This is a genomic window from Ferrimonas marina (genome assembly GCF_900129905.1).
GTDB classification, from domain to species: Bacteria; Pseudomonadota; Gammaproteobacteria; order Enterobacterales; family Shewanellaceae; genus Ferrimonas; species Ferrimonas marina.
The window spans coordinates 1-25,873 of record NZ_FQXG01000011.1 but is presented as its reverse complement, the minus strand read 5'-3'; the positions used below and the strand labels follow the sequence as shown (position 1 = coordinate 25,873).

General features: G+C 61.3%; 24 protein-coding genes and 2 rRNA genes. 18 read left to right on the top strand and 8 right to left on the bottom strand.

Going from position 1 to position 25,873, the window contains the following annotated elements:
- Positions 1 to 128 precede the first annotated feature (128 nt).
- From thpR to BUC04_RS21370, 4 genes are all read left to right on the top strand, one after another.
- Entirely contained in the window at positions 129 to 653 is a 525-nt protein-coding gene (thpR, locus tag BUC04_RS21385; protein WP_067662450.1) for an RNA 2',3'-cyclic phosphodiesterase, read from the top strand.
- A gap of 610 nt (positions 654 to 1,263) precedes the next feature.
- A complete protein-coding gene (locus BUC04_RS21380; RefSeq protein ID WP_143165836.1) occupies positions 1,264 to 2,094 on the top strand; it encodes a zinc metalloprotease in 831 nt (276 codons plus the stop codon).
- A 244-nt stretch (positions 2,095 to 2,338) separates the two neighbouring features.
- Positions 2,339 to 3,118 carry a PhzF family phenazine biosynthesis protein gene (locus tag BUC04_RS21375; protein WP_067662456.1) on the top strand — a complete coding sequence of 260 codons (780 nt, stop codon included), beginning with the start codon at positions 2,339 to 2,341 and terminating at the stop codon, positions 3,116 to 3,118.
- 160 nt (positions 3,119 to 3,278) lie between these two features.
- Positions 3,279 to 3,929, top strand: coding sequence for a hypothetical protein (locus BUC04_RS21370; protein WP_067662459.1), 651 nt, complete (start codon positions 3,279 to 3,281; stop codon positions 3,927 to 3,929).
- A gap of 173 nt (positions 3,930 to 4,102) precedes the next feature.
- On the opposite strand, the gene pepB is transcribed toward BUC04_RS21370, so the two are convergent.
- Positions 4,103 to 5,380, bottom strand: a complete 1,278-nt coding sequence (pepB, locus tag BUC04_RS21365; RefSeq protein ID WP_067662462.1) for an aminopeptidase PepB — start codon at positions 5,378 to 5,380, stop codon at positions 4,103 to 4,105.
- A 158-nt stretch (positions 5,381 to 5,538) separates the two neighbouring features.
- On the opposite strand from pepB, the gene sfsA reads away from it, so the two are divergent.
- From sfsA to panD, 8 genes are all read left to right on the top strand, one after another.
- Positions 5,539 to 6,246, top strand: coding sequence for a DNA/RNA nuclease SfsA (gene sfsA / locus BUC04_RS21360; protein WP_067662465.1), 708 nt, complete (start codon positions 5,539 to 5,541; stop codon positions 6,244 to 6,246).
- A 168-nt stretch (positions 6,247 to 6,414) separates the two neighbouring features.
- Positions 6,415 to 6,861: an RNA polymerase-binding protein DksA gene (gene dksA, locus BUC04_RS21355; RefSeq protein WP_067662468.1), complete on the top strand. Its 447-nt coding sequence runs from the start codon at positions 6,415 to 6,417 to the stop codon at positions 6,859 to 6,861.
- A 60-nt stretch (positions 6,862 to 6,921) separates the two neighbouring features.
- Positions 6,922 to 7,803, top strand: a complete 882-nt coding sequence (gene gluQRS / locus BUC04_RS21350) for a tRNA glutamyl-Q(34) synthetase GluQRS (RefSeq protein WP_067662471.1) — start codon at positions 6,922 to 6,924, stop codon at positions 7,801 to 7,803.
- Positions 7,804 to 7,902: 99 nt separating this feature from the next.
- The gene (pcnB, locus tag BUC04_RS21345) at positions 7,903 to 9,246 is read left to right on the top strand and encodes a polynucleotide adenylyltransferase PcnB (RefSeq protein ID WP_143165835.1); all 1,344 of its coding nucleotides are present in this window, start codon (positions 7,903 to 7,905) and stop codon (positions 9,244 to 9,246) included.
- Positions 9,243 to 9,743: a 2-amino-4-hydroxy-6-hydroxymethyldihydropteridine diphosphokinase gene (folK, locus tag BUC04_RS21340; RefSeq protein WP_067662477.1), complete on the top strand. Its 501-nt coding sequence runs from the start codon at positions 9,243 to 9,245 to the stop codon at positions 9,741 to 9,743. Before pcnB ends, folK begins: the two co-directional genes overlap by 4 nt.
- Before the next feature lie 76 nt (positions 9,744 to 9,819).
- Complete coding sequence (panB, locus tag BUC04_RS21335) at positions 9,820 to 10,611, top strand: 3-methyl-2-oxobutanoate hydroxymethyltransferase (protein WP_067662480.1); 792 nt, start codon at positions 9,820 to 9,822, stop codon at positions 10,609 to 10,611.
- An 8-nt stretch (positions 10,612 to 10,619) separates the two neighbouring features.
- Complete coding sequence (gene panC, locus BUC04_RS21330; protein ID WP_067662483.1) at positions 10,620 to 11,477, top strand: pantoate--beta-alanine ligase; 858 nt, start codon at positions 10,620 to 10,622, stop codon at positions 11,475 to 11,477.
- A gap of 38 nt (positions 11,478 to 11,515) precedes the next feature.
- Complete coding sequence (panD, locus tag BUC04_RS21325; protein WP_067662486.1) at positions 11,516 to 11,896, top strand: aspartate 1-decarboxylase; 381 nt, start codon at positions 11,516 to 11,518, stop codon at positions 11,894 to 11,896.
- 69 nt (positions 11,897 to 11,965) lie between these two features.
- Here panD and BUC04_RS21320 read toward each other — a convergent pair whose 3' ends face one another.
- The 3 genes from BUC04_RS21320 to BUC04_RS21310 form a co-directional block, all read right to left on the bottom strand.
- Positions 11,966 to 12,973 (bottom strand): glycosyltransferase family 9 protein, encoded by a 1,008-nt coding sequence (locus tag BUC04_RS21320; RefSeq protein ID WP_067662489.1) that lies wholly within the window; start codon positions 12,971 to 12,973, stop codon positions 11,966 to 11,968.
- Positions 12,974 to 13,346: 373 nt separating this feature from the next.
- Entirely contained in the window at positions 13,347 to 13,607 is a 261-nt protein-coding gene (locus tag BUC04_RS21315) for a hypothetical protein (protein WP_067662492.1), read from the bottom strand.
- A 43-nt stretch (positions 13,608 to 13,650) separates the two neighbouring features.
- Complete coding sequence (locus BUC04_RS21310; RefSeq protein WP_067662495.1) at positions 13,651 to 14,451, bottom strand: CLCA_X family protein; 801 nt, start codon at positions 14,449 to 14,451, stop codon at positions 13,651 to 13,653.
- Between the two features lie 213 nt (positions 14,452 to 14,664).
- Here BUC04_RS21310 and aspA point away from each other — a divergent pair, with 213 nt between their 5' ends.
- From aspA to BUC04_RS24255, 6 genes are all read left to right on the top strand, one after another.
- Positions 14,665 to 16,107 carry an aspartate ammonia-lyase gene (gene aspA / locus BUC04_RS21305; RefSeq protein ID WP_067662497.1) on the top strand — a complete coding sequence of 481 codons (1,443 nt, stop codon included), beginning with the start codon at positions 14,665 to 14,667 and terminating at the stop codon, positions 16,105 to 16,107.
- Between the two features lie 639 nt (positions 16,108 to 16,746).
- A complete protein-coding gene (locus tag BUC04_RS21300) occupies positions 16,747 to 18,213 on the top strand; it encodes a hypothetical protein (protein ID WP_067662499.1) in 1,467 nt (488 codons plus the stop codon).
- Between the two features lie 554 nt (positions 18,214 to 18,767).
- Complete coding sequence (locus tag BUC04_RS21295) at positions 18,768 to 19,697, top strand: porin (protein ID WP_067662502.1); 930 nt, start codon at positions 18,768 to 18,770, stop codon at positions 19,695 to 19,697.
- 29 nt (positions 19,698 to 19,726) lie between these two features.
- Entirely contained in the window at positions 19,727 to 20,536 is an 810-nt protein-coding gene (locus BUC04_RS21290) for an ABC transporter substrate-binding protein (RefSeq protein ID WP_067662504.1), read from the top strand.
- Between the two features lie 117 nt (positions 20,537 to 20,653).
- The gene (locus tag BUC04_RS21285) at positions 20,654 to 22,588 is read left to right on the top strand and encodes a RecQ family ATP-dependent DNA helicase (protein ID WP_067662507.1); all 1,935 of its coding nucleotides are present in this window, start codon (positions 20,654 to 20,656) and stop codon (positions 22,586 to 22,588) included.
- A gap of 115 nt (positions 22,589 to 22,703) precedes the next feature.
- A complete protein-coding gene (locus tag BUC04_RS24255; RefSeq protein WP_067662510.1) occupies positions 22,704 to 23,276 on the top strand; it encodes a prepilin-type N-terminal cleavage/methylation domain-containing protein in 573 nt (190 codons plus the stop codon).
- Here BUC04_RS24255 and BUC04_RS21275 read toward each other — a convergent pair.
- From BUC04_RS21275 to BUC04_RS21260, 4 genes are all read right to left on the bottom strand, one after another.
- Positions 23,263 to 23,883, bottom strand: coding sequence for a GNAT family N-acetyltransferase (locus BUC04_RS21275; RefSeq protein WP_067662513.1), 621 nt, complete (start codon positions 23,881 to 23,883; stop codon positions 23,263 to 23,265). The genes BUC04_RS24255 and BUC04_RS21275 overlap by 14 nt on opposite strands.
- A gap of 87 nt (positions 23,884 to 23,970) precedes the next feature.
- A complete protein-coding gene (locus BUC04_RS21270) occupies positions 23,971 to 25,221 on the bottom strand; it encodes a BamA/TamA family outer membrane protein (RefSeq protein ID WP_067662516.1) in 1,251 nt (416 codons plus the stop codon).
- 289 nt (positions 25,222 to 25,510) lie between these two features.
- Positions 25,511 to 25,625 (bottom strand): 5S ribosomal RNA (gene rrf / locus BUC04_RS21265).
- A gap of 100 nt (positions 25,626 to 25,725) precedes the next feature.
- Positions 25,726 to 25,873 (bottom strand): 23S ribosomal RNA (locus BUC04_RS21260); the annotation flags it as partial.

Here is a 25,873-nt window from a genome sequence, read left to right as displayed (position 1 = left end):
CCAATCGAAGAAAAATCGGTCCACAGTGTACTTGTCCTGCTCGCCGCCGTCAGCCAGCACACCCGAGGCTTTGATCTTGCGCCGGTCGCAGACAGATCCCGGTGACCTAACCCCAGCATGAGGTGCCCATGGCCCAACGACTGTTTTTCTCCGTGCCGGTCCCCCGCGTCACCCAGCTGGCGCTGCTGCGTCAGCAAAGTGCGCTGGCCCAGGCCGGCGTGCGCGGGCGACCGGTGCCAGCCGCCAACTTCCATCTCACCCTGGCCTTTCTGGGCAACGTCACCGCCAGTCAAAAGGCCAGCTTGCTGGAGCGCTGGGCTGAGCTGGTGCCGCCAGATCTGCAGCTATCGCTGGATACCCTGCACTACTGGGCCAAGCCCGGGGTCCTGGCCCTGGGTGCACGCCGCACCCCCATCGCCCTTGGCCAGCTAGCCAGTGCCCTGCAGCAGGACGCCGCCCATCACGGCCTGCACGCCAGCCGTCAGGCGTTTCGCCCCCACATTACCCTGTTCCGCGGCGCCTCGGCACTGCTGCCCGAGCTGCCTGAGCAACTGGAGCCGCCCATCATCCTGCCCTGCCATAGCGTCGAACTGATGCTATCGGAAAACGGCCCCGGCGGGGTGGAGTACCATCGACTCAAGCATTGGGCCTAAACCTGGGCCATCCGGGCTATTGAATGACTGAGCCATTCACACCCAGGTCGTTGAAGGCAGCGATAAGCCAGGTTCCCCGCTATTGGTCCTTTTCGCCCCCCTCTTTATGCCCAGTTTGCCCGCCCCCCCGCCGGTAAGGCGTTCAAAATTCCCGTGGCACGGACGGACTCATTCGGCGAAATGTCAGATATTGACTCTACCGCCGAGGACAATCATGAGTACCCTCGAAGCCACAAAACCAATGTGGGCAGAGTACTTTAGGAGCCAAGCCTCAGCACCTCGCGCCAATCACCGTCAGCAATGATCCCCATCCTATACCTCGAGTCTTAACCCCAGTTTTGACAGCGGCTTTGTACCTGGGAAAAAGAGCCATACACCGTGTCTCTGGTGCTGGGCAAACTCAAATGAATTGTGATGGGGCAGCGCAGGCTGCCTTTGACCTGTTGTGAACCCATTGGTGAGCGAAACCCTGCACCTTCAGCGTCACGCGCAGCTCCACGCGCTGAATTGCATTCGGAGCGCGATCTGCAAATGAGCGCTCGAGGGCAGAAAAAGGGTCATGACGGAACGAAGTAGCCAGTTCACTTTTTTAACGTAAAGGATTTATATGATGCGGTTATCTGCTCTAACTGTGGCCTGTGCCACCCTATTGATCGGCTGTGGTAGCGACAGCGATACCGACAACTCCTGGTCCAATCAACAGCTGTTTGACACCATCAAGTGCTCCAACCTGCGGCTGGGTAAACCCAGCCAGCCGGACAGTTACTGCACCGCCAACTCGGGCTACGCCTGGGGCGATTGGGATCATGAGCACGGCTACTGCAAAGGGCAGTACTGCTTTGAGGACAAGTCTCCGGCCCCCGAACACCCGGGCCTGACCCGCTTTATCCAGGGCGAGCTGATCCCCGTCTACTACCTCGGCAGCGAAGATCCGCGCTTTGCCAAAGCGATGGACCGCGCCGAAGCCATTGTCGGCTACCCAATGTTCGACCGCAGCGGCGGCGTGATTGAACTGGAACTCGGCGAATGGTGGGAGCCTATCGACTACAGCCACCTGCCGACGGAGTGGGGCTTTATCTGGAGCCAAGGCACCAGTCCAGGCAATTGCTCCTCCGGCACGGTCTCCAAAGGCCCCAACATGAGCAACTTGGTCAGCTACCTGGCTGACCGCAATCAGGGCCTGCTGCGCAACGTTCCAGACGAGTTCACCTGGATCAACATCGACAGCGGCGCCGAGATCCCGGGGGAGGGCTGTACAATCATCGCTGATGACGAGGTCACCCTGCACGAGCTGGGCCATGCCCTGGGGATGGGCAATCACTTCCAAGGCTTTGGCGATGGTGCCGCCTTTGATGCCAACGCCGAGCGGGTACTGCGCACCATGTACAGCCCGCACAACCCACCGGGCCAGCCCTTCGACGCCCTGTACCCGGAAGACTAACCCGACAAGCGACAGCGGCGCGCCTCACAGAGGAATGTGCGTCGCCGCTGTCGTCATCAAACAGGATCGCTTAGGCTGCGATCCAGCGGCCAAGAGCTTGATATCGCCCGAGGCGATGACTTATCCCAAACTCTGATCTTGCTACACTACCTTGCCCCCAAGCCAACACCGGATCGAGCTGATGCTATCGGAAAACGGCCCCGGCGGGGTGGAGTACCATCGACTTAAGCATTGGGAGTTCTGAATGCAGGCTGAGCTTTATCACCCCTTCGCTGGCCCCAGCGCCCAGGGCAACCCTGCCGCCGTGGTGGCGGTCGACAGCTGGCCCAGCCAGGCCCAGATGCAGGCGATCAGCCGTGCCCTGGCGCAGCCGGTCACCACCTTCTATCGCCGTGAAGGGGAAGCCTTTGCCCTGCGTTGGTTCTCTCAACAGGCGGAGATCAACCTGTGTGGCCATGGCAGCCTTGCGGTAGCGGCAGACATCCATCGCCGCTGGGACCTGACCGAGATGGCCTTCACCAGCGCCCATGGTGACCTGGCGGTGTCCTACCAGCAGGGCGGCTTCAGCCTGGTTTTGCCCGCCTGGAATGGAAAGCCGATTTCGCCCCCAGCAATGCCCGGTATCGGCGTCACGCCTCGCGAAGCCTTCACCACCCGGGATCTGGTGCTGGTGTTGGAGGACGAAGCCCAACTGCGTACCGCCGCGCCGGATCTCGCCTGGCTGGTCTCCCAGGTACCACAGCATGCTCTGATCCTCACCGTCGCCGCCAACGGCAATGGCAATGGCAGCGACGGCTACCTGCTGCGCTACTTTGCCCCGAAGATCGGCATCGACGAGGACATCGCCACCGGCTCAGCCCAGTGCTCGCTGGCGCCCTACTGGTTCCAGCGCCTCAATCAGAAACAGCTACTGGTGACGCAGCTGTCCCACCAGGGCGGTCAGTTCCAGGTAACCCAGTCCGGTGACGACAGCCTGACCCTGCAGACCCAGGTACCGCACCAGGCCAGCTTGCCGCTGCCCTGAGCGAGCCTGAGCCGTCAGGCACAAATAGGCCGAGGAAGGTGGCGCAACCAAACCTCATTCGAGCCTCAAGTCACAGTTACCCATCCACCTGTATCCGTATCCCCATCCTGATGTATGAGGGTTGTTAGCCTGTCCAAAACTATGGATAGATGGACCTCTCATGAAATACAACGCTCTGCTAGCTGCTGCCCTGATTGTGCTGACCGGCTGCGCCACTCCACCTGAACAGCAGCGCCATGCACTTATGGCTGAACCTGTATGCTGCTCCCATTTCGCCGAACTCACTATGCTGCAGCCAGACTTCACAAAGGCGTTAAAGCTAGAGATGGGGCCCGGTCTCTCCGTGTACGAATACGAGGGAGAGCGAAGCTATGCCGTGGCAATGGAATTGCCGGATATGACCGATCACTATTTCATGCTGAAGAGCTACGTCCGTGGACTACATAAGCGCCAGTATTTCGATCCTGTGCTGTTTGAGCTCAATGCTGATCGCCAGTTGATACATGCTTATTCACTGCAGATGAAACACTTTGGCGGTTCCCTGATGGAACGGTCTCATCTTAGGGCAGCAGTCACCCCTCTCCCGGAAGCAAGATATCTAGTGATCATGTCGCTGGAGACCGGCGAGTCCGCACCAGAAGCAACACGCTACACCCCCAACCAATCGTTGTTTCACGGTGCCGGCAGAGTGCCCATCGTCACGCATCACAGCAACGCCAAGAAACCCTCCTCCGCACTGAACAAAGCACCTAAAGGTAGGCTGATGATCGAACGCAGGCCAATTGACCTGAGAGCTAGCTATATGTTCTGAATCCTCTCAGAACATTTGGCGATCTTTGTCTCGACCAGATGTGCAAACTTTCCTGTTCGACAGTAGCTGAGCTCCAGCGAGCCACGCTCCGGTTCGTATGTTTTCCTAATTTGCCTGACACAAAAAAGCCCCAAGGTTTGCGCCTTGGGGCTTTTTCTTTACCTAAATGCGGCTTACGCCTGCATCAGCAGTTCGGTCACGGTCAGCAGACCCAGAGCGGTGGCCCCTTCGTGGTTCTGGCCATTGCCACCGACGTAGCTGCCCGCCAGATCCAGGTGGATCCAGCCCTTGGGCGGGGTACCGGCAAAGCGGCTGAGGAAGCCAGCGGCGTTGGAGGCACCGCCGCCACCGCCACCTTTCTGTGCCACTGAGTTGGCGGTATCGGCAAACACCGAGGGGCACTTATCGGCGTGGATCGGCGCCAGCGGCAGGCGCCACAGGCCTTCGTCCGCCTTGGCAGCGGCGGTCAGGGCCTCGGCAGCGACGGCATCGTCACCACAGAACAGCGCGTTGTAGTCGCTGCCCAGGGCCACCATAGCCGCGCCGGTCAGGGTGGCGGCATCGATGATGCGCTCAGCGCCCGCTTCGTTGGCGGCGATCAGGCCATCCGCCAGCACCAGGCGCCCCTCGGCATCGGTGTTGACGATCTCGACGCTGGTGCCGTTCTTGTAGTGGAGGATGTCACCCAGCTTGTAGGCGTGGCCGGAAACCAGGTTCTCAGCGCAGCACAGGTAGAGCTTGACCCGCTTATCCAGGCCACGACGGATCGCCAGTTTCAGCGCCGCTGCCACGGTGGCCGCACCGCCCATATCGCACTTCATGGTCACCATGCCGGTGGAGGGCTTGATGGAGTAACCGCCGGAGTCAAAGGTGATCCCCTTGCCCACCAGGGCCACGGACACCGGCGCATTAGTGTCACCGGTGGGGTTGTAGTCCAGCTCCAGCATCACCGGCGGACGGTCGGAGCCGCGGCCAACGCCATGGATCCCCACCCAGCCGGCGGCCAGCAGCGCTTCACCAACGATACGACGGGAGGTGATCTTCTCCGGCGCCAGGGCGGTCAAGCGCTCGGCCACCTCGTCCGCCAGCACCTCGGGGCTCAACGCCTCGGGGCTGGCGTGGGTCAGGGACTTCAGCCACAAGGCGGCATCGCGCTGCGCTTCCAGCTGATCGCCTGCGCCATTCCACTCAATGGTGCCCGGCTCCAGCGCCTCACCGAAGCCACTGGCAAAGCGCCACTGCAGCGCCTCGGTCCAACCCTCACCGGCCAGGGCCACGTCGCGGATCCCCTGGTTGGTCAGCTTGCGTGCCGCTGCCTGCACGGCACGGGCGGCATCCGGGCTGTCCGCCAGGTGGATGGTGACGCTGTCACCGGCAAAGCTGATGTTGCTCTTGCCCCAGTGCGCGGGGATGCTCTGATCGCTCAGAAGCACATTGATTCGGCTGGTCATTGTCCTTTCCTTTTTTTTGTCCGTCGCTGTAACGTACTGTTCTTATGGTTGCCGAGCCCGTCGCCTTGGACGGGGTTCAGAAACGATTCCGCGCGCCAGTTTACCATTTCATCGCAAATCCGCAGCGACCGTTTCACCTGCGGCTACATAAGGTGTTTATGAAGTTTTCCACTCCGTTGCAATCCGCTCGCCTGATCAAGCGCTACAAACGCTTCCTGGCCGATGTCATCGACGACCAGGACCAGGAGTTCACCCTGCACTGCCCCAACACCGGAGCCATGACCGGCTGCGCCGGTCCGGGCTGGACCGTCTGGTACTCCGACTCGCAAAACCCCAAGCGCAAATACCCCTGCACCTGGGAGTGGGTGGAGTCCGACGCCGGCCACCGCATCATGGTCAACACCGGTCGCGCAAACGCCCTGGCCCAGGAGGGGATCGAGGCGGGCCTGCTGGCGCCGCTGGCTAATTACCCGCAGATCCGCCGAGAGGTCCGCTACGGCGAAGAGAACAGCCGTATCGATCTGCTGCTCAGCGCCGAGGGTAAGGCGGACTGCTACGTCGAGGTGAAGAACGTCACCCTGCTGGGCGAAGAGGGTCAGGGCTACTTTCCCGATGCCGTTACCCTGCGGGGACAGAAGCATCTGCGGGAGTTGATGGCGATGGTGCAGCAGGGTCACCGGGCCGCCATCTTGTTTGTGGTGCCCCACACCGGGATCGAGCGGGTCGCACCGGCGGAACACATCGACCCGGCCTATGCCCAACTGTGCCGCGATGCCAAGGCCGCCGGGGTGGAATTTTATGCCCTCGCCTGTGACTGCGATACGCATGGGGTTCAGGCCCTAGCACCCCTCGCGGTCAATGTTTAGACCATTTGCTCTCACTTGCGTGAGTTTATTTAGCGTGATATACCGCTCAATTGATTGGTTCTAGCTAGCAATCTGGTTCGCAGGGAATTGCGTAAACGAGATCCATCTGATATAGATACCGCCCCAATCAGAGGATTGCCTCTCGTAACTAGTAACAGGAGACGCCTGATGCCGCAGGGCAAGACCAAGAAAATCGGCGTATTGGCCTACGCCAACGTGGAGCCTTACCGGGAAGCCCCTGGTGAGGAGTACATGAACGAGAAGCAACTGGCTCACTTCAAAACCATCCTGGAAGCGTGGCGCAACCAGTTGCGTGAAGAAGTTGATCGTACCCTGCACCACATGCAGGACGAGGCTGCCAACTTCCCGGACCCGGTTGACCGTGCTGCCCAGGAAGAAGAGTTCAGCCTGGAGCTGCGCACTCGTGACCGTGAGCGCAAGCTGATCAAGAAGATCGAAAAGACCTTGATCAAGGTGCAGGAAGACGACTTCGGCTTCTGTGACTCTTGCGGCATCGAGATCGGCATCCGCCGTCTGGAAGCCCGACCGACCGCCGATCTCTGCATCGACTGCAAGACGCTGGCCGAGATTAAAGAGAAGCAGATGGTGGGCTAAGGCCCCCTCAGCGAAACGGGAGGCTTGGCCTCCCGTTTTTGATCCCAGCCTTGAAACACCATGTCTGACTATATCGGGCGCTTTGCCCCCTCCCCCTCCGGGCCACTGCACTTTGGCTCACTGGTGGCCGCCGTAGGCAGCTACCTGCGTGCCCGCCATCAGGGCGGCCGCTGGCTGGTCCGGATGGAGGACCTGGATCCCCCCCGTGAGGTGGCCGGCGCCGCCGACACCATCCTGCGTCAGCTCGACGACTACGGTCTGCACTGGGACGGCGAGGTGCTGTTCCAAAGCCAGCGCCACGACCGCTATGAGCAGGTGCTGGCCGAGCTTCAGGACCAGGGCCTGGCCTACCGCTGCGACTGCACCCGCAAGCGGATCAAGGCGATTGGTGGGGTCTACGATGGCCACTGCCGAGCACGCCAGCTGCCCGCCGAAGGCACCGCACTGCGACTGCGTAATCTGCCCGGCGTAAGCCAGTTTGACGATGCCCTGCTGGGCCCCATCCACACCGAGCCGGCCTTCGCCCAGGAAGACTTTATCCTAAAAAGGCGAGACGGCCTCTATGCTTACCAGTTGGCTGTGGTGCTGGATGACCATGATCAAGGGGTAACCGAGGTGGTGCGGGGCAACGACCTGCTGGAGGCAACGGTGCGACAACTGTCGCTGTACCAGCAGCTGGGCTGGCAGGCGCCGACGTTTCTGCATCTGCCCTTGGCAGTACAGCCCAATGGCAACAAGCTGTCGAAACAGAATCACGCCCGTGCCATCGAAGCGTCAAATCGCAGTGCCACCCTGGCCCGGTGCCTGGCGTTTCTGCGCCACCCGTTGCCGACCGAACTGACGGCGGCGCCGGTGGCCGAGCAGCTTCACTGGGCCGTGACCCAGTTTGACCTGAGCCGACTGCCACAGCAGCGACAGTTGCTGGCACCGGAGGCGGTATAATTTTCACCGCCGGTAGTATATGATTGCGCGCCAGAAAAACGATGTAAGCCCATTGGCCTGGAACAAACGAGGTGTACCATTCTTAAGCGCCTGACATCTTTGGCAAAAAAACTGATTGGCAACGCGCCCAGTGATGCCGCAGAACTGGCGGTGATCCCCCGCAAACACCACGGGATCTCCCGCAATGACATCAGTGAAAACGCACTGAAGGTGCTCTATCGCCTACACAAGGCGGGCTTTGAGGCCTACCTGGTGGGCGGCGGCGTGCGCGATCTGCTGCTGCGCCACCAGCCCAAGGATTTTGACATCGCCACCAACGCCACCCCGGAGCAGATCCGCCGTCTGTTCCGCAACTGTCGTCTGGTCGGTCGTCGGTTCCGCCTGGCCCACATCCTGTTTGGCCGTGACATCATCGAGGTCGCCACCCTGCGTGGTCATCACGAAGAGAACACCAGCAAGAACGCCAAGCAGGACGACCGCGGCCGCCTGTTGCGCGACAACGTCTACGGCACCATCGATGAAGACGCCGAGCGTCGTGACTTTACCGTCAACGGCCTCTACTACGACATCAGCGATTACAGCGTGCGCGACTACTTCGGTGGCATGGAAGACCTCAAGGCCCGCCGTCTGCGCCTGATCGGCGATCCGGAAACCCGCTACCGCGAGGATCCGGTGCGGATGATCCGCGCCGTGCGCTTCGCCACCAAGCTGGGCTTCACCCTGGAGAAGCAGACCGCCAAGCCGATCCCTCGCCTGGCGCCGCTGATGGGCACCATCCCGCCGGCCCGCCTGTTCGAGGAAACCCTCAAGCTGCTGATGTCCGGCAAGGGCCTGGAAAACTTCCGCATGCTGCGCGAATACGGCCTGTGGGAGCCGATGTTCCCGCTGCAGGAAGCGCAGCTGAAGCGCAGCCCCGGTGGCAAGGAAGAACGCCTGATCGAGGCGATGCTGGTCAACACCGACGAGCGGGTCGCCGCGGAGAAGCCAGTGACCCCGGCGTTCCTCTACGCTGCGCTGCTGTGGTACGTGGTGGAGGAGATCAGCCAGAAGCGTCAGCAGAAGGGGGTTCCGCCCTACGATGCCCTGACCTCCGCCTGTGGCGAAGCGATCAGCCAGCAGTGCAAAACCGTGTCACTGCCGCGCCGCTTTACCACCCCGGCCCAGGAGATCTGGCAGCTGCAAGGCCGACTGGAGAAGCGCTCCGGTGCCCGCGCCTTCCGCCTGTACGAACACCCGCGTTTCCGCGCCGCCTACGACTTCCTGCTACTGCGGGCCGAGGCGGAGCAGGATGAAGAGCTGCTGGAACTGGCCCGCTGGTGGACCCAGTTCCAGGATGCCGATGAGCAGGGTCGTCGCCAGATGGCCCGCAACGTCGGTGGTGAAGGCAATCGCCGTCGCCGTCGTCCCCGTCGTCGTAAGCCCAGCGCCAAGAGCGACGCATGATCCGCTGCTACGTTGGCATGGGCAGTAACCTGGGTGACTCCGTCGCCCACCTGGACCAGGCGCTGTCCGCCCTGGCCCAACTGCCCGACAGCCAACTGGTGGACAGCTCCAGCTATTACCGCAGCCCGCCAATGGCGGGGATGGAGCAGCCGGACTACACCAACGCGGTGGCGGTGCTGGATACCCAGCTAAAACCACTGGCCCTGCTCGATGCCCTGCAGGGGATCGAAACCCAGCAGGGCCGTCAGCGCCTGGAGCGCTGGGGGGCCCGTACCCTGGACCTGGATCTGCTGCTTTACGGCGACACCACCCTCTGCACCGAGCGTTTAACCCTGCCCCATTACGGCATGGCAGAGCGGGCGTTTGTCCTGATCCCGCTGTTTGAACTGGCACCGGAGCTGGCCCTGCCGGACGGTCGCCAACTCACCACCCTGCTGGCCCAATGCCCAGCCCAACCCCTCTATCGCCACGACGGCGGTTGCCACCTGCCGGACTGATCCATTCGGTTCGGACGTTGAATCGTCCCCGCAATTGTCATATAACGGGCTGCTCAAATTAGGAGACCCGTTGTCTATGGATAAGATCACCACCTCCACCCTGGCGCGCTACAAGCGCGACGGGCGCAAGTTCGCGGCGCTGACAGCGTACGACTCGAGCTTTGCCGCGGCCTTCGAGGCGGCGGATATCCCGGTGCTGCTGATCGGAGACAGCCTGGGGATGGTGCTGCAGGGCGACGCCGACACCCTCAAGGTGACGGTGGAGCAGATCGCCTACCACACCCGCTGTGTGGCCCAGGGGGCGCCCAGTGCCCTGGTGATGGCCGACATGCCCTTCATGAGTTATGACACCCCGGAAAACGCCTACCGCAATGCCGCCACCCTGATGCGTGCCGGCGCCCAGATGGTCAAACTGGAAGGCGGCAGCTGGCTGCTGGAGACCGTTCGTGGTCTGACCCAGCGCAGCGTGCCGGTGTGTGCCCACCTTGGCCTGACCCCACAATCAGTACATGTGTTCGGCGGCTTCAAGGTGCAGGGCAAGACCGATGACGCCGCCATGGCGATCCTCGACCAGGCCAAGCAACTGGAGCAGGCCGGCGCCGCGATGCTGGTGCTGGAGTGTGTGCCTGCCGCCCTGGCCAAGGCGATCAGCCAAGCCCTGACCATCCCGGTGATCGGCATCGGTGCCGGCGCGGACACCGACGGTCAGATCCTGGTGATGCACGACCTGCTGGGGATCACCTCGGGCTACATCCCCAAGTTTGCCAAGAACTACCTGGCCGAACATGGCAGCATCCAGGCCGCCACTGCCGCCTTTGCCGATGAGGTACGCCAGGGTCAGTTCCCTGGTCCGGAGCACAGTTTTTAGGAGTCGCCGTGCAGACCATCAGTGACGTCAATCGACTGAGACAGAAGATCCGCCAATGGCGCCAGGAGGGCCTTCGGGTCGCCTTCGTCCCCACCATGGGCAACCTGCACGATGGCCACATCGAGCTGGTCACCCAGGCAAAGGGCCGCGCCGACAAGGTGGTCTCCAGCATCTTCGTCAATCCGATGCAGTTCGGTGCTGGCGAGGATCTCGACAGCTACCCCCGTACCCTGGAGGCGGATCAGAAGCGCCTGGTGGCGGCGGGCTGCGATCTGCTGTTCACCCCGGACACCCAGCTGCTCTATCCCAGCGGTCTGGGCGAGCAGACCTTTGTCGAGGTACCGGGTTTGTCGGATCTGCACTGCGGTGCCAGCCGCCCGGGCCATTTCCGTGGGGTCACCACCATCGTCACCAAGCTGTTCAACCTGGTGCAGCCTGACCTGGCCTGCTTTGGCCAGAAGGACTACCAACAGCTGGCGATCATCCGCGCCATGGTGCGGGATCTGAACCTGCCGGTGGAGATCGTCGGCATCGCCACGGTGCGGGAAGCCGATGGCCTGGCGATGAGCTCCCGCAACGGCTACCTCACCGAGCTGGAGCGGGCCATCGCCCCGGAGCTGAAGAAGACCCTCGACCTCACCGCCACCGCGCTGGACGAGATGGGGCTGGAACACCGCGAAACGCTGGAGCAGCAAGCCCAGCAGCGCCTGGCGGAGCGTGGCTTCGAGCCAGACTTCTTTCGCATCTGCCACGCCACCACCCTGCAGCCGGCCACACCCGGCGATCAAGAATTGGTGATCCTGGCGGCCGCCTACCTGGGTAAGGCCCGCCTGATCGATAACCTGACCCTCACCCTGTCGTCCTGAGCGGCGGGGCATTTTTTCGTTTTACAAAAGGAATTGCCATGCAACGCATCATGCTGAAAGGCAAACTGCATCAGGCGCGGGTCACCCACGCCGAACTGGAGTACGAAGGCTCCTGCGCCATCGATATGGACCTGCTGGACGCCGCCGGGATCCTGCCGTTTGAACAGGTGGAGATCTACAACATCGACAACGGTGAGCGCTTCGCCACCTACGCCATCGCCGGTGAGCGTGGCTCCCGTATCATCTCCGTCAATGGCGCTGCGGCCCACAAGGCCAGCCCGGGCCACCGGGTGATCATCTGCGCTTACGTCGGCCTCAATGACGGCGAAGCCCAGGCCCACCAGCCCAGCCTGGTTTACCTGGATGCCGACAACAAGATCAAGGGCACCGGCAACGGCATCCCCACCCAGGCGGCTTAAGCCAGGAAAGACTCAGAAACGCAAAACGCCGGGCAACTGCCCGGCGTTTTTTGATCCCAGCCATAACGGCTAGCTGAACTGCTTGTGCAGCACCTGCGCCGCTTTGCGGCCCACCAGTTGGGCATCGATCAGCTTCAACTGGGTCCCGGTCTCTTTGCCCTGCGGCGGTGAGAACGACAGCCGGCGCACATCCTCGCTGAGGGTCTGCCAGCGGATCTTATCGTCGCGGGTCTTGTGCGGGTAGAAGCCCACAGTGATGGCGTTGTGCAGGCTGGCTGCGTGCAGTGGCCCGGTGGAGCCGGCGATCATCATGTCCGCCGCCGCCAAAGAGCGGATAAACTCCTCGACCGCCGCCAACGGCGGTGCCTTGACCGCGGTGTGGCCCAGCCCGGCAATCTTATCCACCACCTCCTGGGCCAGCGACTCCTCACCCGGGCCGAAGGTCACCACAAACTTGACCCGCTGTTCGGTATGTCTGACCAGGCTGTCGGCGATCTCAGCGAACTGCTGGGTCGACAACGAGCCTTCAGAGCCGCCGCTGCCCGGATGGATAAACACCAGCCGCTCGCCCTCGGCCTGGCCGTAGAACTGCTGCCATTGGCCACGATCATCGGGGCTTTGCCAGACCCGGTCGTGGATATCCGCCGGCGGGATATGGTTCTTGCAGAGGAAGTACTCGATATGATCGGTACAGTAGCGCCACTCCGGTTTCAGGCAGGCGCTGCGGTTGATCGGCGCGCGGTGTGTGTAGAGGTACTGGAACCACTTCCGACGCTGACCCAAGCGGTAGGGGATCCCCGCCTCCTTGACGATCTGGGCCATCCGCTTGTGGCTGTGCATCACGATCGCCGCCTGGTAATCCCGCTCACGCAGGGTCTCCACCAGGTTGTCGTCCTCCTTGCGGTAGACCAGCACGTTGTCGATAAAGGGCATCGCCTTGGCAAAGGGTTCCATGATCGGGGCCACGATAACGTCGATCTGGCTGTCGGGCAGCGATCGCTTGAGCAGGGAGAAGGCGGGCAATGAGTGACAAAAGTCACCCAGCTTATCGACTCGAATGATAAGGATGCGATCCATAGTTCCGTCCAAAAGGCAGCAGGGGGGGACGCCCCTGAGGGTGCAGTGCACCGGCCATAGGGTAAAAGGGGTATCTCACCATCCTTGGGCGCAAAATCCCAGAGGCGGGGCTGGATTCTATGATACACCCCTCTACAAATGGCGTGGCTTTGGGAATCAAACCCGTCTTTGCCTGCCACAAAAAACGCCGGGCGATGGCACGACGTTTTTCTAGCAACTAGCTCCTAGCTCCTAGCTCCTAGCTCCTAGCTCCTAGCTCCTAGCTCCTAGCTCCTAGCTCCTAGCTCCTAGCTCCTAGCTCCTAGCTCCTCAGAGCTTAATTTCCTCCACGTGCAGATCCAGTTGCACCGTGGCGGACTGCGTAACTAGAACTTCAGGGGCGCTCCTGCTCCCGTTGTACCCGCTCTATCTCGGCAGGATCGGTGATGCAGCGGGACGACGCCGAGGGGGCGGGGCCAGAGGTTGGGGTAGCGCCGTCGCTCGACCAAACCGTGGCACTGAGCTCGTATTGGGTGTCCACCAGCCCGGTACAGAGCTGCTCCTCCGCCAGGATACGGTCTACTTCACTGGCGTACTCTTGCGTGGCACAACCGGCCAATACCAGCGCTGCCAGGATCACACTCCATCGTATCATCTGCCCTCTCCCTGTTGTGCGGCAACATGCTCAATTCATTGCATCATAGGGCCTTATGCAAGGCTGTGCCCAGGGGCTCAAAATAGCCCAGTAAGGCTGAGCGAATCGTAAGCAGGTGTGTCTCGTCGGGATAGGCGCCGGCCTGGGCCGCTTCACTTTGTTGGGTACCGCTGACCAGGTAGCGATTCTTGATCCGACCGTCGGCCTGGATCACCGACTCGAAGGCCCGGGCCATCATCTCGGTCGGCTGGCTGAAATAGCGCCGCCCCAGGCGCTTATCCAGGGCGACGCTGCGGCGCACGTAATCGTGCTGCTGCTCGCCATCCGGGGTCAGCATCACGGCGGCAAACAGGGCTTCCAGCCGGCGGTTCAGAGGATGGGGCTGGACCGGCACCGCCGCCAGCCATAACGAACTGGCCATCGCCATCCTTTGGCCATGATCGGGAAACAGATGATCGCTGATGTAGTGGTCGAAGGCATGCCACCATTCGTGGGCCAGCGCGCCGGCCCCGGCGTTCTTGGCCAGCGCCAGGGTTCGACTGCCAGGGGCATAGTGGGCCTGCACCCCCGGCTGTCCACCGGTGCCAAAGGCCAGGTCCAGCTCGCCCCGCAGCCCCAGCAGCGCCGGAGGCACATTGAGCAGGAACGCTAGGTCCGCCATGGCATCGAAGATCAGATCCGCCGCCAACGCCTTCTCGGCTTTGGTCACCCAGGCACCAATCTGTATGCCGCCCAGGCCGAACTGGCCCTTGATCTCGGCGAAGCTGCTGGGCTCGCCATGGCGATAATCCGGGCCTCGCCGGTAAAACTCGCGCTGCAAGCCTCGCCCCTTACTCGTTGCCATTATGCTCCTGATGTCTGCAAATCTATGGAGGTCAGTGAGTTGGCATACCTGCCTTGGCTGACCGCCTCGGTTAATCGATTTCCTCGTCGGCACCTAGCGGAATTTCCCGGGCCACAGCGTGCGCCAGATCACAGAGTTCGTTCGCACCATCCCTATAATCGTCACGACATTGAGACCCACCCAGGCCATGTGCCCAGAACCATAGAGCGCCCAATGCAAGGAATCAACGAGATCAGCCCGTGCGGTTGCCGTACGGAGCACGACCTGCTCGGCAGTCGTGAAGTGTGCAACGACACCTATTACGGCATCCATACCCTTCGGGCGATGGACAACTTCCAGATCTCCGGTACCACCATCAACGACGTACCCGAGTTCATCCGTGGCATGGTCCAGGTCAAGAAGGCTGCGGCCATGGCCAACCGCGACCTGCTGGCCATCCCCACCGATGTGGCGAAGCAGATCATCGCCGCTTGTGACCAGATCCTGCAGCAGGGCGCCTGCATGGACCAGTTCCCCACCGATCTGTTCCAGGGCGGTGCCGGTACCTCGGTCAACATGAACACCAACGAGGTGGTGGCAAACCTGGCGCTGGAGTTGATGGGCCATGACAAGGGCCAGTACCAGCACATCCATCCCAACGACCATGTGAACCACAGCCAGTCCACCAACTGCGCCTACCCCACCGGCTTCCGCATCGCCCTGCTGGAGGCGATCGACGGTTTGGTAGCCGAGTTCGAGGGGCTGCAGCAGGCCTTTATGGACAAGGGCGGGGAGTTCTCCGACGTGCTGAAGATGGGTCGCACCCAGCTGCAGGACGCCGTGCCGATGACCGTGGGCCAGGAGTTCACCGCCTTTGGTGAGCTGATCCGCGAAGAGGTGAAGAACCTGCGCCACACCGCGGCACTGCTGCACGAGGTGAACCTTGGAGCCACCGCCATCGGCACCGGCCTGAACACCCCGGCGGGCTACAGTGAGTTGGCCATTAGCCACCTGGCCCGCATCACCGGCCGCCCGCTAGTGAAGGCCCACAACATGATCGAGGCTACCTCCGACTGTGGCGCCTTCGTGATGCTGCAGGCCGCGCTGAAACGCACCGCTGTAAAGCTGTCCAAGATCTGCAACGATCTGCGTCTGCTCTCCTCCGGCCCCCGTGCAGGCCTGAAGGAGCTGAACCTGCCGGAACGCCAGGCTGGCTCCTCCATCATGCCCGCCAAGGTCAACCCGGTGATCCCGGAAGTGGTGAACCAGGTCTGCTTTAAGGTGATGGGCAACGACGTCACCGTCACCATGGCCGCCGAGGCCGGCCAGCTGCAGCTCAACGTGATGGAGCCGGTGATCGGCCAGGCGCTGTTCGAGTCCATCCGTCTGCTGGGCAACGCCAGCGGTACCCTGCGCAGCAAGTGTGTTGAAGGGATCACCGTGAACGTTGAGCGCTGCAAAGAGCATGTGTTCAACTCCATCGGCATCATCACCTACCTCAACCCGATCATCGGTCACCACGAAGGGGACATCGTCGGTAAGATCTGCGCCGAAACCGGCCGCAGCGTCAAAGAGGTGGTACTGGAGCGTGGCCTGCTGACCGAAGCGCAGCTGGAGGAGATCTTCTCGGTACAGAATCTGATCGCCCCCGCCTACGCCGGCAAACGCTACGGCTAACGCCACCGCGTTACCAAAAGGGGCCCTTATGGGCCCCTTTTTGTTGCCCACGAATGAGGTCAACTTAGCGGCCATTTCGAGTGAAGCTCGTAACCTCGCCGCCAGGGTAAATATCCTTTCGCGACAACCAGTCCCACGCCGCACCAGCCGAGGTGACTCGGCTCACACTTTAGGGTTTGCCCCTATTTGTCAGCTGTTTACATCTCTGCTCATTCGATCACCGACAATGCAGTCGCCCCTTTCACCCTTCTCACCTCCGTTGCCCAACATATCGCCGTTGCGAAACGCCAAGCCTGTATCACCCGCAACCTGTCCGCGCTTTAGCTGCCAAGCCGACACCAACAACTCGAGAATCTAGATTCTAAAGCTATTGTTTTAGCGATGTTTTTCTCTGGAGCCTTACGCGAAAGCGGATCTCTTACACCCTTTCGCGTCATCCCCCTTCAAGTTTTTACGCCCCACGGACGAGCACATAACTCTGCAACATTCACCAAACAGATGACATTTCCATGACGGCTTGCCAGAAACTAGAGCATATGGCCTAATTCGCGCCAATTTCCCGACGCATCACAATGTGTCGGTTTTTCTTTGGTTTTTCCCTTTTTGGATAAACCGGTTTCAGTGAGAAACGGATACACCATGAACAAGAAACTGTTAGCGACCCTGATCAGCGCCAGCATTCTGGCGGGCTGCAGCTCCAGCAAAGACAACGATAACGACAACCAGGGCCCGGCGGTTCAGAACGCCACCTTCACCTTCGTCACCGAAGTGAAGCGCTCCGGCGACATTGAAAACCCGATCGAAGATCCGGGCCTGGAGATCGAGAACCCGATCGTACCGCCGCCGACCATCGAGAACCCGATTGAACTGCCGGAAACTGAAAACCCGATCGAGCGCGAAGAGTTCGCCATCTGTGCGGTTCCGGGCCTGAGCCTGATGCAGCACGACCTGGACGGTAACCTGATGGAAACCGCGCTGATCACCGACGAGAACGGCCAGATCACCTTCAACCAGGACGAAGACAGCCTGGTGACTTTCGCCCTGGGCAACGACGCCGACACCAACTACATCACCGTTCAGCAGAGCCTGCTGCAGCAAGACGCCGTCATCGAGCTGTCCCCTGAGCTGGCCCGTGGCCTGGTGGCTGCCGACTGTGACAACCTGGCCGAGGAAGAGCTGGAGCTGGCGGAAGGCGCCGACCTGTTCACCCTGGTGGACGTCACCAACGCCAACGTGAGCCGCTCTGCCATTGCCGCTTTCGCCAACGGCGAAGAGCGTTTCCTGGATGAGTCCAATGCCTACCCGGGCTACGAGATCGCCCTGGACAGCCATAACGAAGGCGCCTTCCTGCTGTCCCAGTTGGACCAAGCCGGCTACCTGGATTACGCCATCGTTGAGCACTACCCGGTTTACCACGACGCCCAGGAAGACATTAAGATCGCCCTGCCGGTGGAGTACAAGATGGCCGATAAGGTGCTGGTGGAAAACATCGCTGAGCACGACTTCTACGCCTCCTGGTTTGACGGCACCAGCCTCCGCTGGCCGAACATGAAGCACGAAGACCACATCTTCGTGCCGGCCGAGCTGGAGCTGATGGTACAGACCCGCACCTACTTTACTCCCAACGATGAGTTCGTCGTCAAGGCAGTCAACCTGCACGCCGATCCCTACAGCATCAGCCTGCCGGATCTGAGCAACGAGTACCTGCGCTACGCCAACATGCTGGCCGGTACCCTGAGCTTGGCCACCACCCTGGAGAGCTACACCCAGGTGATGCATGCCAACTACGAGGCCTACTGCCTGGAGTGGGGCTACGACTGGAACACCATGAAGTGCATGAAAGAACTGGCTCCGAGCCACGTCATCATCACCGACCAGACCGTGACTGCTCTGCCGGAGCTGGTGATTGACGTTGCCCAAGCACCGCGTGCTGACACTGCTGAGCTGGTTCTGACCAGCCTGGAGATCGAGCTGAGCACCCAGCCGCAGCTGTGGTACCTGCTGGAAGACGAGCTGGATATCGAGTTCGACGTGACCGAAGAGCAGCGTATCGAAGCCCTTAGCGCCGATCACATCACCATGTCCTCCGACGTGAAGATCAACTAAGCCAGCGCTTTCCCTGCATTACAACGCGGCCCCCGGGCCGCGTTTTTTTGTTTCTGCCCAGGGATATAGCACCGACAATCACCCGCCTTTTTACCTAAGCCCCTCTGTCCAAACCGGCCTTCCTTGCTCAGTCCAAAAGCTCAGTTTCGAACAGCCTCGGCCCACACAGCCCTCGAGCGTGATCCACCTCACAGTTCAAGGCTCCTGCCGCTCCCGCAAGCAAACCCAATGTGTGACCTGAGCCCACCGCCAGAGACCCAAAGAGTCCGCCTAAGGGAAGAGCAAAACAGATTGCCGGGTCATTCCGTCTCAGATCGGCCCTTCTCACAGCCCATAATCGCCAGACATCGCTAAAAGCGATTTAAATCACCCTCCACAATCCCCTATAGCCCCGCAACGCCGGACAAAGTGTCCAATTGAACTCATTGTTTTTTCTGCAATTATCTAGCGCATCTCGGGCCGGGGCGCTGGGCACTCCTCTCCAGCACTTCGGCCCTCTTCGCTTCAACTCACGCAGTGACGCGATGGATTCAACCCTAAGGAAAGTCGATTCAATGAAACTCAAGTACGCCCCTGTCGCCGCCGCCCTGGCTGCCCTGTCCCTGCCCAGCACCGCCCTGGCCGACACCCCGGAACTCTACGGTCTGCTTAACCTGACCGCTCAGGCCAACGAGGTGGCCGGTAACAGCGAGACCAAGGTAGCCAGCCACGGCTCCCGCTTCGGTATCCGCGGCAGCCATGAGCTCAGTGCCAACCTGGAGGCGATCTACCAGGCGGAGTTTGGCCTGCGGGTGACCGACGGCGACCCCCTCAGCCATCGTAACCAGTTCATCGGCCTGAAGGGCGACTTCGGTATGACCACCGTGGGCCGACGCGATACCGCGTTGAAGCGCTCCCGCGGTAACGTCGAGCAGTTCCTGACCTTCGACGGTGATCTGAACAAGACCATGGGTGGTGAGGTGCGTGCCGGCCAGCAGGTGTCCTACACCAGCCCCCGCATCGCCAACCTGCTGATGGCAGAGATCACCTACGTGGCAGAGAACGGCAACAACGGCGACTCCGGCCTGTCCAGCGCCCTGATGCTGGGTGACGCTCGCTACCAGCTGCAGCCCTTCTACGCCGCTGTGGCCTACGACAGCAAGGTTGCCAACCGCGATATCCTGCGCGCCACCGTCGGTGGCAGCATCGCTGGCTTTGAGCTGGGTGCCATCTACTCCGACGAAGAGATCGTGGATGGCGACGAGGCCGGTGCCAGCGGCGATGCCTTCCTGGTCTCTGCCAACTACACCATCGGCAAAACCAAGCTGAAGGTGCAGTACAGCGACGGTGATGTGCCCGGCAAGGCCAACACCAGCTACACCCTGGGTGGTGAGTACCGCCTGTCCACCCCGCTGCGCGTGCACGCCTACTACACCGGTGTGGAGTGGGATAGCCGCGACAACGACGACCGTTACCTGGCCGTTGGCCTGCAGTACAACTTCTAACCTGCTGAACTCCATAAGGACCCCGACTCATGAAGAAGCACACTATCAGCGCTCTGTTGCTGGCCCTGGTTCTGCCCGTCAGTGCCCAAGCCGCCGACGACAAGGTGATCAAGCTGGCCACCACCACCAGCACCGACAACTCCGGCCTGCTGGCCTACCTGCTGCCTACCTTTGAAGAAAAGACCGGCTACCAGGTTCAGGTGATCGCCACCGGTACCGGCAAGGCCCTGCGCCATGGCCGTAACGGCGACGTCGATGTGGTGATGACCCACGCTCCGGCGGCAGAAGCTCAATTCGTTGAGGACGGTTATGGCCGTGTACCTCGTCAGCTGATGGCCAACGACTTTGTGATCCTGGGCCCCAAGGCGGACCCTGCCGGTCTGAGCCAACTGGACTCCGCAGTGAAGGCGTTCAAGGTGATCGCCGAGCAGCAGCGTCCCTTCGTTTCCCGTGGGGATGAGTCCGGCACCCACATGAAGGAGCTGGCACTGTGGCAGCAAGCCGGCGTGGCCACCGACTTTACCGGCTACTCCGCCATCGGCCAGGGCATGGGCCCGGCGATGCTGACCGCCAGTGAGATGGAAGCCTACGTGCTGGCCGATCGTGGCACCTACCTGGCGTTCATGGAGCGTCTGCAACTGGAGGTGGTGCACGAAGGCGATGACAGCCTGCTCAACCCCTACCAGGTGATCCTGGTCAGCGAGACCCACTACCCGGACCTCAACCACGCCGGCGCCGAAGCCTTCAGTGACTGGCTGGTGAGCGAAGAGGGTCAGCAGATGATCGACAGCTTCACCATCAACGGTCAGCGCCTGTTCCAGGCCACCTACCAGCAGTAATCGCAACAAACCCAACAAGGGGCCGCCATCGCGGCCCTTTTGCGTTGTCTTGGTCGTTGACAGTCTACTGGGGCTAGCGTCACACTCGCTGGCATCCCCCATCCGTCAGCACTCACCATGCCCCAAGCCCAGCAACTGCTCCAGCAGCACTTCGGTTTCTCCCAGTTTCGCCCCGGTCAGCAACAAGCGATCGACACCCTGTTGGCCGGCCAAAGCGCTGCAGCCATCTTTCCCACCGGCTCCGGTAAGTCACTGTGCTACCAACTGCCGGCCCTGGCCCTGCCCCACCTGACCCTGGTGATCTCACCGCTGCTGGCACTGATGCAGGATCAACTGGCGTTTCTGCACTCCAAGGGGATCCCCGCCGCCACCATCGACTCGACCCAGAGCTATGACGAGAGCCAGGCGGTGATGAACGCGGCCCGGGCGGGTCAGCTCAAGGTGCTGATGATCTCGGTAGAGCGGCTCAAGAACGAGCGCTTCCGTCGCTTTATCGGCCAGGTGCCCCTGTCCCTGCTGGTGGTGGATGAGGCCCACTGCATCTCGGAGTGGGGCCACAACTTCCGTCCCGACTACCTCAAGCTGCCACGCTACTGCCAGCAGTTGAACATCCCCCAGGTCCTGTTGCTGACCGCCACCGCTACCCCCAAGGTGATTGAGGACATGGCCAGCAAGTTTGCCATCCCCAGCGGTAACATCGTCACCACCGGCTTCTACCGGGCCAACCTGGATTTGAGCGTCGAGGCGGTGGCACCGGAGCAGCGGGAGGCCACCCTGCTGCGCTACCTGGACACTCGACGCCATCGGCCTGGCATCATCTACGTCACCCAACAGCAAACCGCCGAGGTGCTGGCCAGCAAGCTCGCCGCTGCCGGGCACAAGGTCAGCGCCTACCATGCGGGCCTGGAACACCCACAACGCCAGGGGATCCAGCAGCGTTTTATGGCCGGTCAGCTGGATCTGATCGTGGCCACCATCGCCTTTGGCATGGGGGTCGACAAGGCCGATATCCGCCTGGTGGTGCACTATGACCTGCCCAAATCAGTGGAGAACTACTCCCAGGAGATCGGTCGGGCCGGCCGTGACGGCCAGCCCAGCGAATGCCTGGTGATGGCCAACCTCGCCAACCGCAGTGTGTTGGAGAACTTTGTCTACGGTGACACCCCGGAGCGTGCCGGCATCGAGCGGGTGTTGGAGGAGATAGCCCAGGCGGGAAACCAGTGGGAGCTGATGGGCAACGCCCTGTCCAAGGCCAGCAACATTCGTCCGCTGCCGCTGCGCACCCTGCTGGTCTATTTGGAGATGGCGGGGGTGATCGAGCCCCAGTACAGCTACTTTGCCGAGGTGAAGTTCAAGCTGCTGGTGGAGGTCTCCGAGCTGCTGGCGCGCTTCCAGGGCGAGCGCCGGGTCTTTCTCGAGGCCCTGCTGGCCCATAGCCCCAAGGGGCGCACCTGGTACCAGGCAGATTTTGAAGCGCTGTACCAGGCCTACGGTGCCGAGCGAAACCGTGCCATGGCGGCGATCGAATACCTGGCAGATCGGGGCCTGGTGGAGCTGCAGAGCAAACAGATGACCGAGGTCTACCGGGTGCACCAGCCATTGCCGCCGATGGAGGCATTGGCACAGCAGCTGCTGCAGCAGTTTGAACAGAAGGAGCTCAGCGAGGTGCAGCGCATCGAACAGATGCTGGCGCTGTTGCAGGCGCCGGATTGCCTCAGCCATGCCTTGGCCCACTACTTTGGTGATGGCCAGGCCCCCACTGCCTGCGGCCACTGCTCCGCCTGTCGCCATCAGCCGGCTCAGCTTCAGCCCATGCCTGAACTGCCGCTGCCGGAGCCTGCAACCGTCCAGTCCTGGCTTCAGCCGCTGCAGCAGACCATCACCAACCAGTGCCACACCGCGCTCACCGCCACCCTGGCGGCGCGCTTCCTGGTGGGGCTGCCCAGCCCCTGGCTGACCCAGGTCAAGGCACGTCAGTTGACCGGTTACGGAGCTTTGGCCGAAGTGCCTTATGCCCAGGTACGGCAGCTGGCATCCCAGTGCCTGACCTAGCACTGCACCGATACCACCTGGGGATTGGTTGCGCTAGCGTTTACTGTTTCAAGTTGTTAAATTGGCGAGGAAACGAGATTGGGGTAGTTCACCCAACGGCAGTAAGGATGCAGGGATGAAAAGAGAGATGGGCAGCAAGGGATTTACCCTGGTTGAACTGGTGGTGGTCATTGCCGTGGTGGGCATGCTGGCCGCTACCGCAGCGCCACGTTTTATCAGTCTCTCCACCGATGCCGATCAGGCCGCAATGCGCGCCATGACCGGCGCCCTGCGCTCTACCCTGTCGATGACCAACATGCAGATCCAGCTCCGACCGGAGCAGATCAATGCCGCGGCCAGCCGCTTCACCCTGGACTCTGGAGAGCAGATCCGCCTGCGTGGCGGCATCCCCGACGGCCGCTGGAACAACACCTTTATCCACCTCACCGATTTTGAAGCGACTGAGCAGGTCAACAGCAACAGCTGCGATCTGGACGACGTGCGCTGGTGCGTGCGCCAGCGGGGTGGCGGCTGGTTTGCCAGCCGGGGCTACAGTGCCGACGGCATGGGCCGGGGCTTCGTGATCTTTCCCTACGGCTACCAGGTCAACAACCAGCGCTGCTACCTCTACTACCTCAACCCTAACGCCACCACCCAACCGGACGATCCCAAGGCCGGGGTCATCGGCAGCGATTTCAGCGAGTGCTAGCGACCTTGTCTGCCAGGGCGGCAGGCAGCTGAGCAAAATCCAGCAGCATCTCCGCCGCTTCACAGCTGCAGGGGATACCACACACCACGCAGTCGTACCCCTCCAGGCTGGCCTGACGCCATTTACCCGGGTGGCTGGCGATCAGCACACCACCACAGCGCTGGAAGTAACGCATCGCACTGTTACCCGGGCTCTGCTTCCAGATGTGGGCTAAACCGGCCACTGCACCCTGCTGCTGGGCGGCGGAGATGGAGTGACTCAACATCGCCGAGCCGATGCCCTGGCCCTGACAATCCGGCGCCACGGTGTTGCACTTGAAGTAGCACACCTGCGCCGGATTCACCGGCCACTGGGAGGGGGTGCACCAGTCATCCGGTTGCCACTGGCCTACCGCAAAGGTGATGCGGAATCCCACTAAACGTCCCTGGTTAAGCGCTACGTAGCTGGCGTTGATGCCCTTGGCATGGCCGCGCTGCGCCCAGTCCTCAAGGATCGGCAGAGTCAGGTAGCCTTCACCGTGGACGGCATTGCCCAAGGCCACGACCTGGGCAAAGTGCTCGGGCTGGAGTGGTGTGTAGTGCAATTCGGGGGTGACGGTTTGGCTCATGCTGCCCTCTCTACTTCATGAAGCGGAGCACTATACCCCAATGGGGAGGCCACAGGTGGCTGTTGCCACCTGTGATTGGAAGCGGATTCAGAAGGGTTGGTTTACTGCCACCACCAGGCCGCTGTCGTCCTGGGCAAAGGCCAGGTCGAGCCGCACCAGCACATTCTCTACCCAAAGCCGTAAACCAACGCCGGCGGACCACTGCAGGTCACGGTGCAGCTCCGGTAGGTCGAACTCATGGTTGACCCGACCCACCCCACCAAACAAGGCGACTTCATACCAGGGGAAGCGATAGCGGTTGATGAAGGGGATCCCGCCCTGGGGCTGCCAGGTAGGTACGGTGCGGTATTCAGCACCGTAATAGATGGCGCTGCGGTCGTGATAGCGCGCACTGCTGTAGCCCCGCAGTCGATACCAGCCCCCCAGGGTCGACTGGGCAAACCAGGGCGGTGCTGCCAGATCTCCCTCACTGCCCCCCTCCCAGGTCGGGACATCGGACAGGTAGGCGGTCAGCGCCACCGATTGCTGCTTGGACCAATCACTCTGGCCCAGATCGAAGTAGTGGCGGTATTGGGCCTGCCAGCGGGTATAGGCCACCCGATCCTCGCTACCCCAATCGCGATCCACCTCCAGCGAGAAGCGATAGCCGTCAGTCGGCGAAGGCAGGAAGTTGCGAGCGTCGTGCTCTAAGGTCAGGGTCAGGCCCTGACTGAGCTCGGTGCGGTCCAGCGGGCCGACGTAGCGCTTTTCGTAGAACGGGGAGAGTTCCAGTGCAGTGTAGGCACCCTGGCGCTGCTGCTGACGCTCCGCCTTAGGCACCGGCAGGCCCTCTCGCAACTCGGGGCGCCTCGGTGTGGGCTCCCTGCCCGCCCCCAGCGGCAACAGGTATCGAACGGTACCCCGCACATCCCACTGGTTCTGCAGACCGACCACCGCATCCTCGAAGGCCGAGTCGTGGCTGCCCGCCGGAGGTGAAAATGGCATGTCGCCGTCAAGGTGCAGGGTCGATTCCTTGAAGCGGCCGACAAAGCCCTCGATATCGAAGAAGAAACGGGAACCGGACACCAGCTGGTAGTTGTAGCCAGCAAGATAGGTAACGTAACTCTGGTTTTCCGAGTAGGCGCCGATGGCGACGACCTGAGCCTGGGGCTGACCAATCCCCTGCAGGGAGGCCGCAGCCCCCACGGACAAGCCCATACTGGAGGTGGAGAAAGCGATGGGAACGGCAGCGTTGCGGGTGCGTCCGGCTTGAGGTTCGGCAACCTCAAGATCCTCTTGTGCCAATGCAGTGCCGCAGGACAGTGCCATCAGCAACACGGAATGGATGAAACGACGCATGCAAGCTCCCTGTTAACGAGGCGCAAGCATACGCACTCTCCTATTCCCTGTCAGTGACAATCCGGTGTCAATTCAGAATGAATTCAGGGACAAGTTATTAGCCTACACCGGATATTGTTCAGCATCGAGTGGGCCGAAAAAACCAATGTGATTCAGTTGGAAAGCGGTAATAACGAAACAGAGCAGAAGATGTTTGAAGGCCAACAATAGAGGAACATGCTGCCATTAAAGAGGGGCGCCAAATACGAAAAAGCCCCTGTCCGAAGACAGGGGCTTAATCTAAATAAGCGTCTGGCGATGACCTACTCTCACATGGGAACTCCCACACTACCATCGGCGCGGTTGCGTTTCACTTCTGAGTTCGGCATGGGATCAGGTGGGACCACAACGCTATTGTCACCAGACAAAAAACGTCAATCTAGATAAGCTGCGCTCTTGCGAACGTCTTTCTCTTAATTCTTACAAGTGCTGGATATCCAGCAAACAAAACCACTTGGGTGTTGTATGGTTAAGCCTCACGGGTCATTAGTACAGGTTAGCTCAACGCCTCACAACGCTTACACACCCTGCCTATCAACGTGGTAGTCTTCCACGGCCCTTCAGTGGACTTAAAGTCCAAGTGAGAACTCATCTTGAGGCTCGCTTCCCGCTT

What these genes read in the sequence shown, in the direction of transcription:
- dksA (WP_067662468.1), top strand. Translation starts at nt 6,415, where the DNA reads ATGCCGCAGGGCAAGACCAAGAAAATCGGCGTATTGGCCTACGCCAAC.
- BUC04_RS21310 (WP_067662495.1), bottom strand. Translation starts at nt 14,451, where the DNA reads ATGGCAACGAGTAAGGGGCGAGGCTTGCAGCGCGAGTTTTACCGGCGA.
- BUC04_RS21290 (WP_067662504.1), top strand. Translation starts at nt 19,727, where the DNA reads ATGAAGAAGCACACTATCAGCGCTCTGTTGCTGGCCCTGGTTCTGCCC.
- BUC04_RS21300 (WP_067662499.1), top strand. Translation starts at nt 16,747, where the DNA reads ATGAACAAGAAACTGTTAGCGACCCTGATCAGCGCCAGCATTCTGGCG.
- BUC04_RS21285 (WP_067662507.1), top strand. Translation starts at nt 20,654, where the DNA reads ATGCCCCAAGCCCAGCAACTGCTCCAGCAGCACTTCGGTTTCTCCCAG.
- sfsA (WP_067662465.1), top strand. Translation starts at nt 5,539, where the DNA reads ATGAAGTTTTCCACTCCGTTGCAATCCGCTCGCCTGATCAAGCGCTAC.
- pepB (WP_067662462.1), bottom strand. Translation starts at nt 5,380, where the DNA reads ATGACCAGCCGAATCAATGTGCTTCTGAGCGATCAGAGCATCCCCGCG.
- thpR (WP_067662450.1), top strand. Translation starts at nt 129, where the DNA reads ATGGCCCAACGACTGTTTTTCTCCGTGCCGGTCCCCCGCGTCACCCAG.
- BUC04_RS21320 (WP_067662489.1), bottom strand. Translation starts at nt 12,973, where the DNA reads ATGGATCGCATCCTTATCATTCGAGTCGATAAGCTGGGTGACTTTTGT.
- BUC04_RS21315 (WP_067662492.1), bottom strand. Translation starts at nt 13,607, where the DNA reads ATGATACGATGGAGTGTGATCCTGGCAGCGCTGGTATTGGCCGGTTGT.
- aspA (WP_067662497.1), top strand. Translation starts at nt 14,665, where the DNA reads ATGCAAGGAATCAACGAGATCAGCCCGTGCGGTTGCCGTACGGAGCAC.
- BUC04_RS24255 (WP_067662510.1), top strand. Translation starts at nt 22,704, where the DNA reads ATGAAAAGAGAGATGGGCAGCAAGGGATTTACCCTGGTTGAACTGGTG.
- BUC04_RS21370 (WP_067662459.1), top strand. Translation starts at nt 3,279, where the DNA reads ATGAAATACAACGCTCTGCTAGCTGCTGCCCTGATTGTGCTGACCGGC.
- BUC04_RS21270 (WP_067662516.1), bottom strand. Translation starts at nt 25,221, where the DNA reads ATGCGTCGTTTCATCCATTCCGTGTTGCTGATGGCACTGTCCTGCGGC.
- panB (WP_067662480.1), top strand. Translation starts at nt 9,820, where the DNA reads ATGGATAAGATCACCACCTCCACCCTGGCGCGCTACAAGCGCGACGGG.
- BUC04_RS21295 (WP_067662502.1), top strand. Translation starts at nt 18,768, where the DNA reads ATGAAACTCAAGTACGCCCCTGTCGCCGCCGCCCTGGCTGCCCTGTCC.
- folK (WP_067662477.1), top strand. Translation starts at nt 9,243, where the DNA reads ATGATCCGCTGCTACGTTGGCATGGGCAGTAACCTGGGTGACTCCGTC.
- gluQRS (WP_067662471.1), top strand. Translation starts at nt 6,922, where the DNA reads ATGTCTGACTATATCGGGCGCTTTGCCCCCTCCCCCTCCGGGCCACTG.
- BUC04_RS21375 (WP_067662456.1), top strand. Translation starts at nt 2,339, where the DNA reads ATGCAGGCTGAGCTTTATCACCCCTTCGCTGGCCCCAGCGCCCAGGGC.
- BUC04_RS21275 (WP_067662513.1), bottom strand. Translation starts at nt 23,883, where the DNA reads ATGAGCCAAACCGTCACCCCCGAATTGCACTACACACCACTCCAGCCC.
- panD (WP_067662486.1), top strand. Translation starts at nt 11,516, where the DNA reads ATGCAACGCATCATGCTGAAAGGCAAACTGCATCAGGCGCGGGTCACC.
- BUC04_RS21380 (WP_143165836.1), top strand. Translation starts at nt 1,264, where the DNA reads ATGCGGTTATCTGCTCTAACTGTGGCCTGTGCCACCCTATTGATCGGC.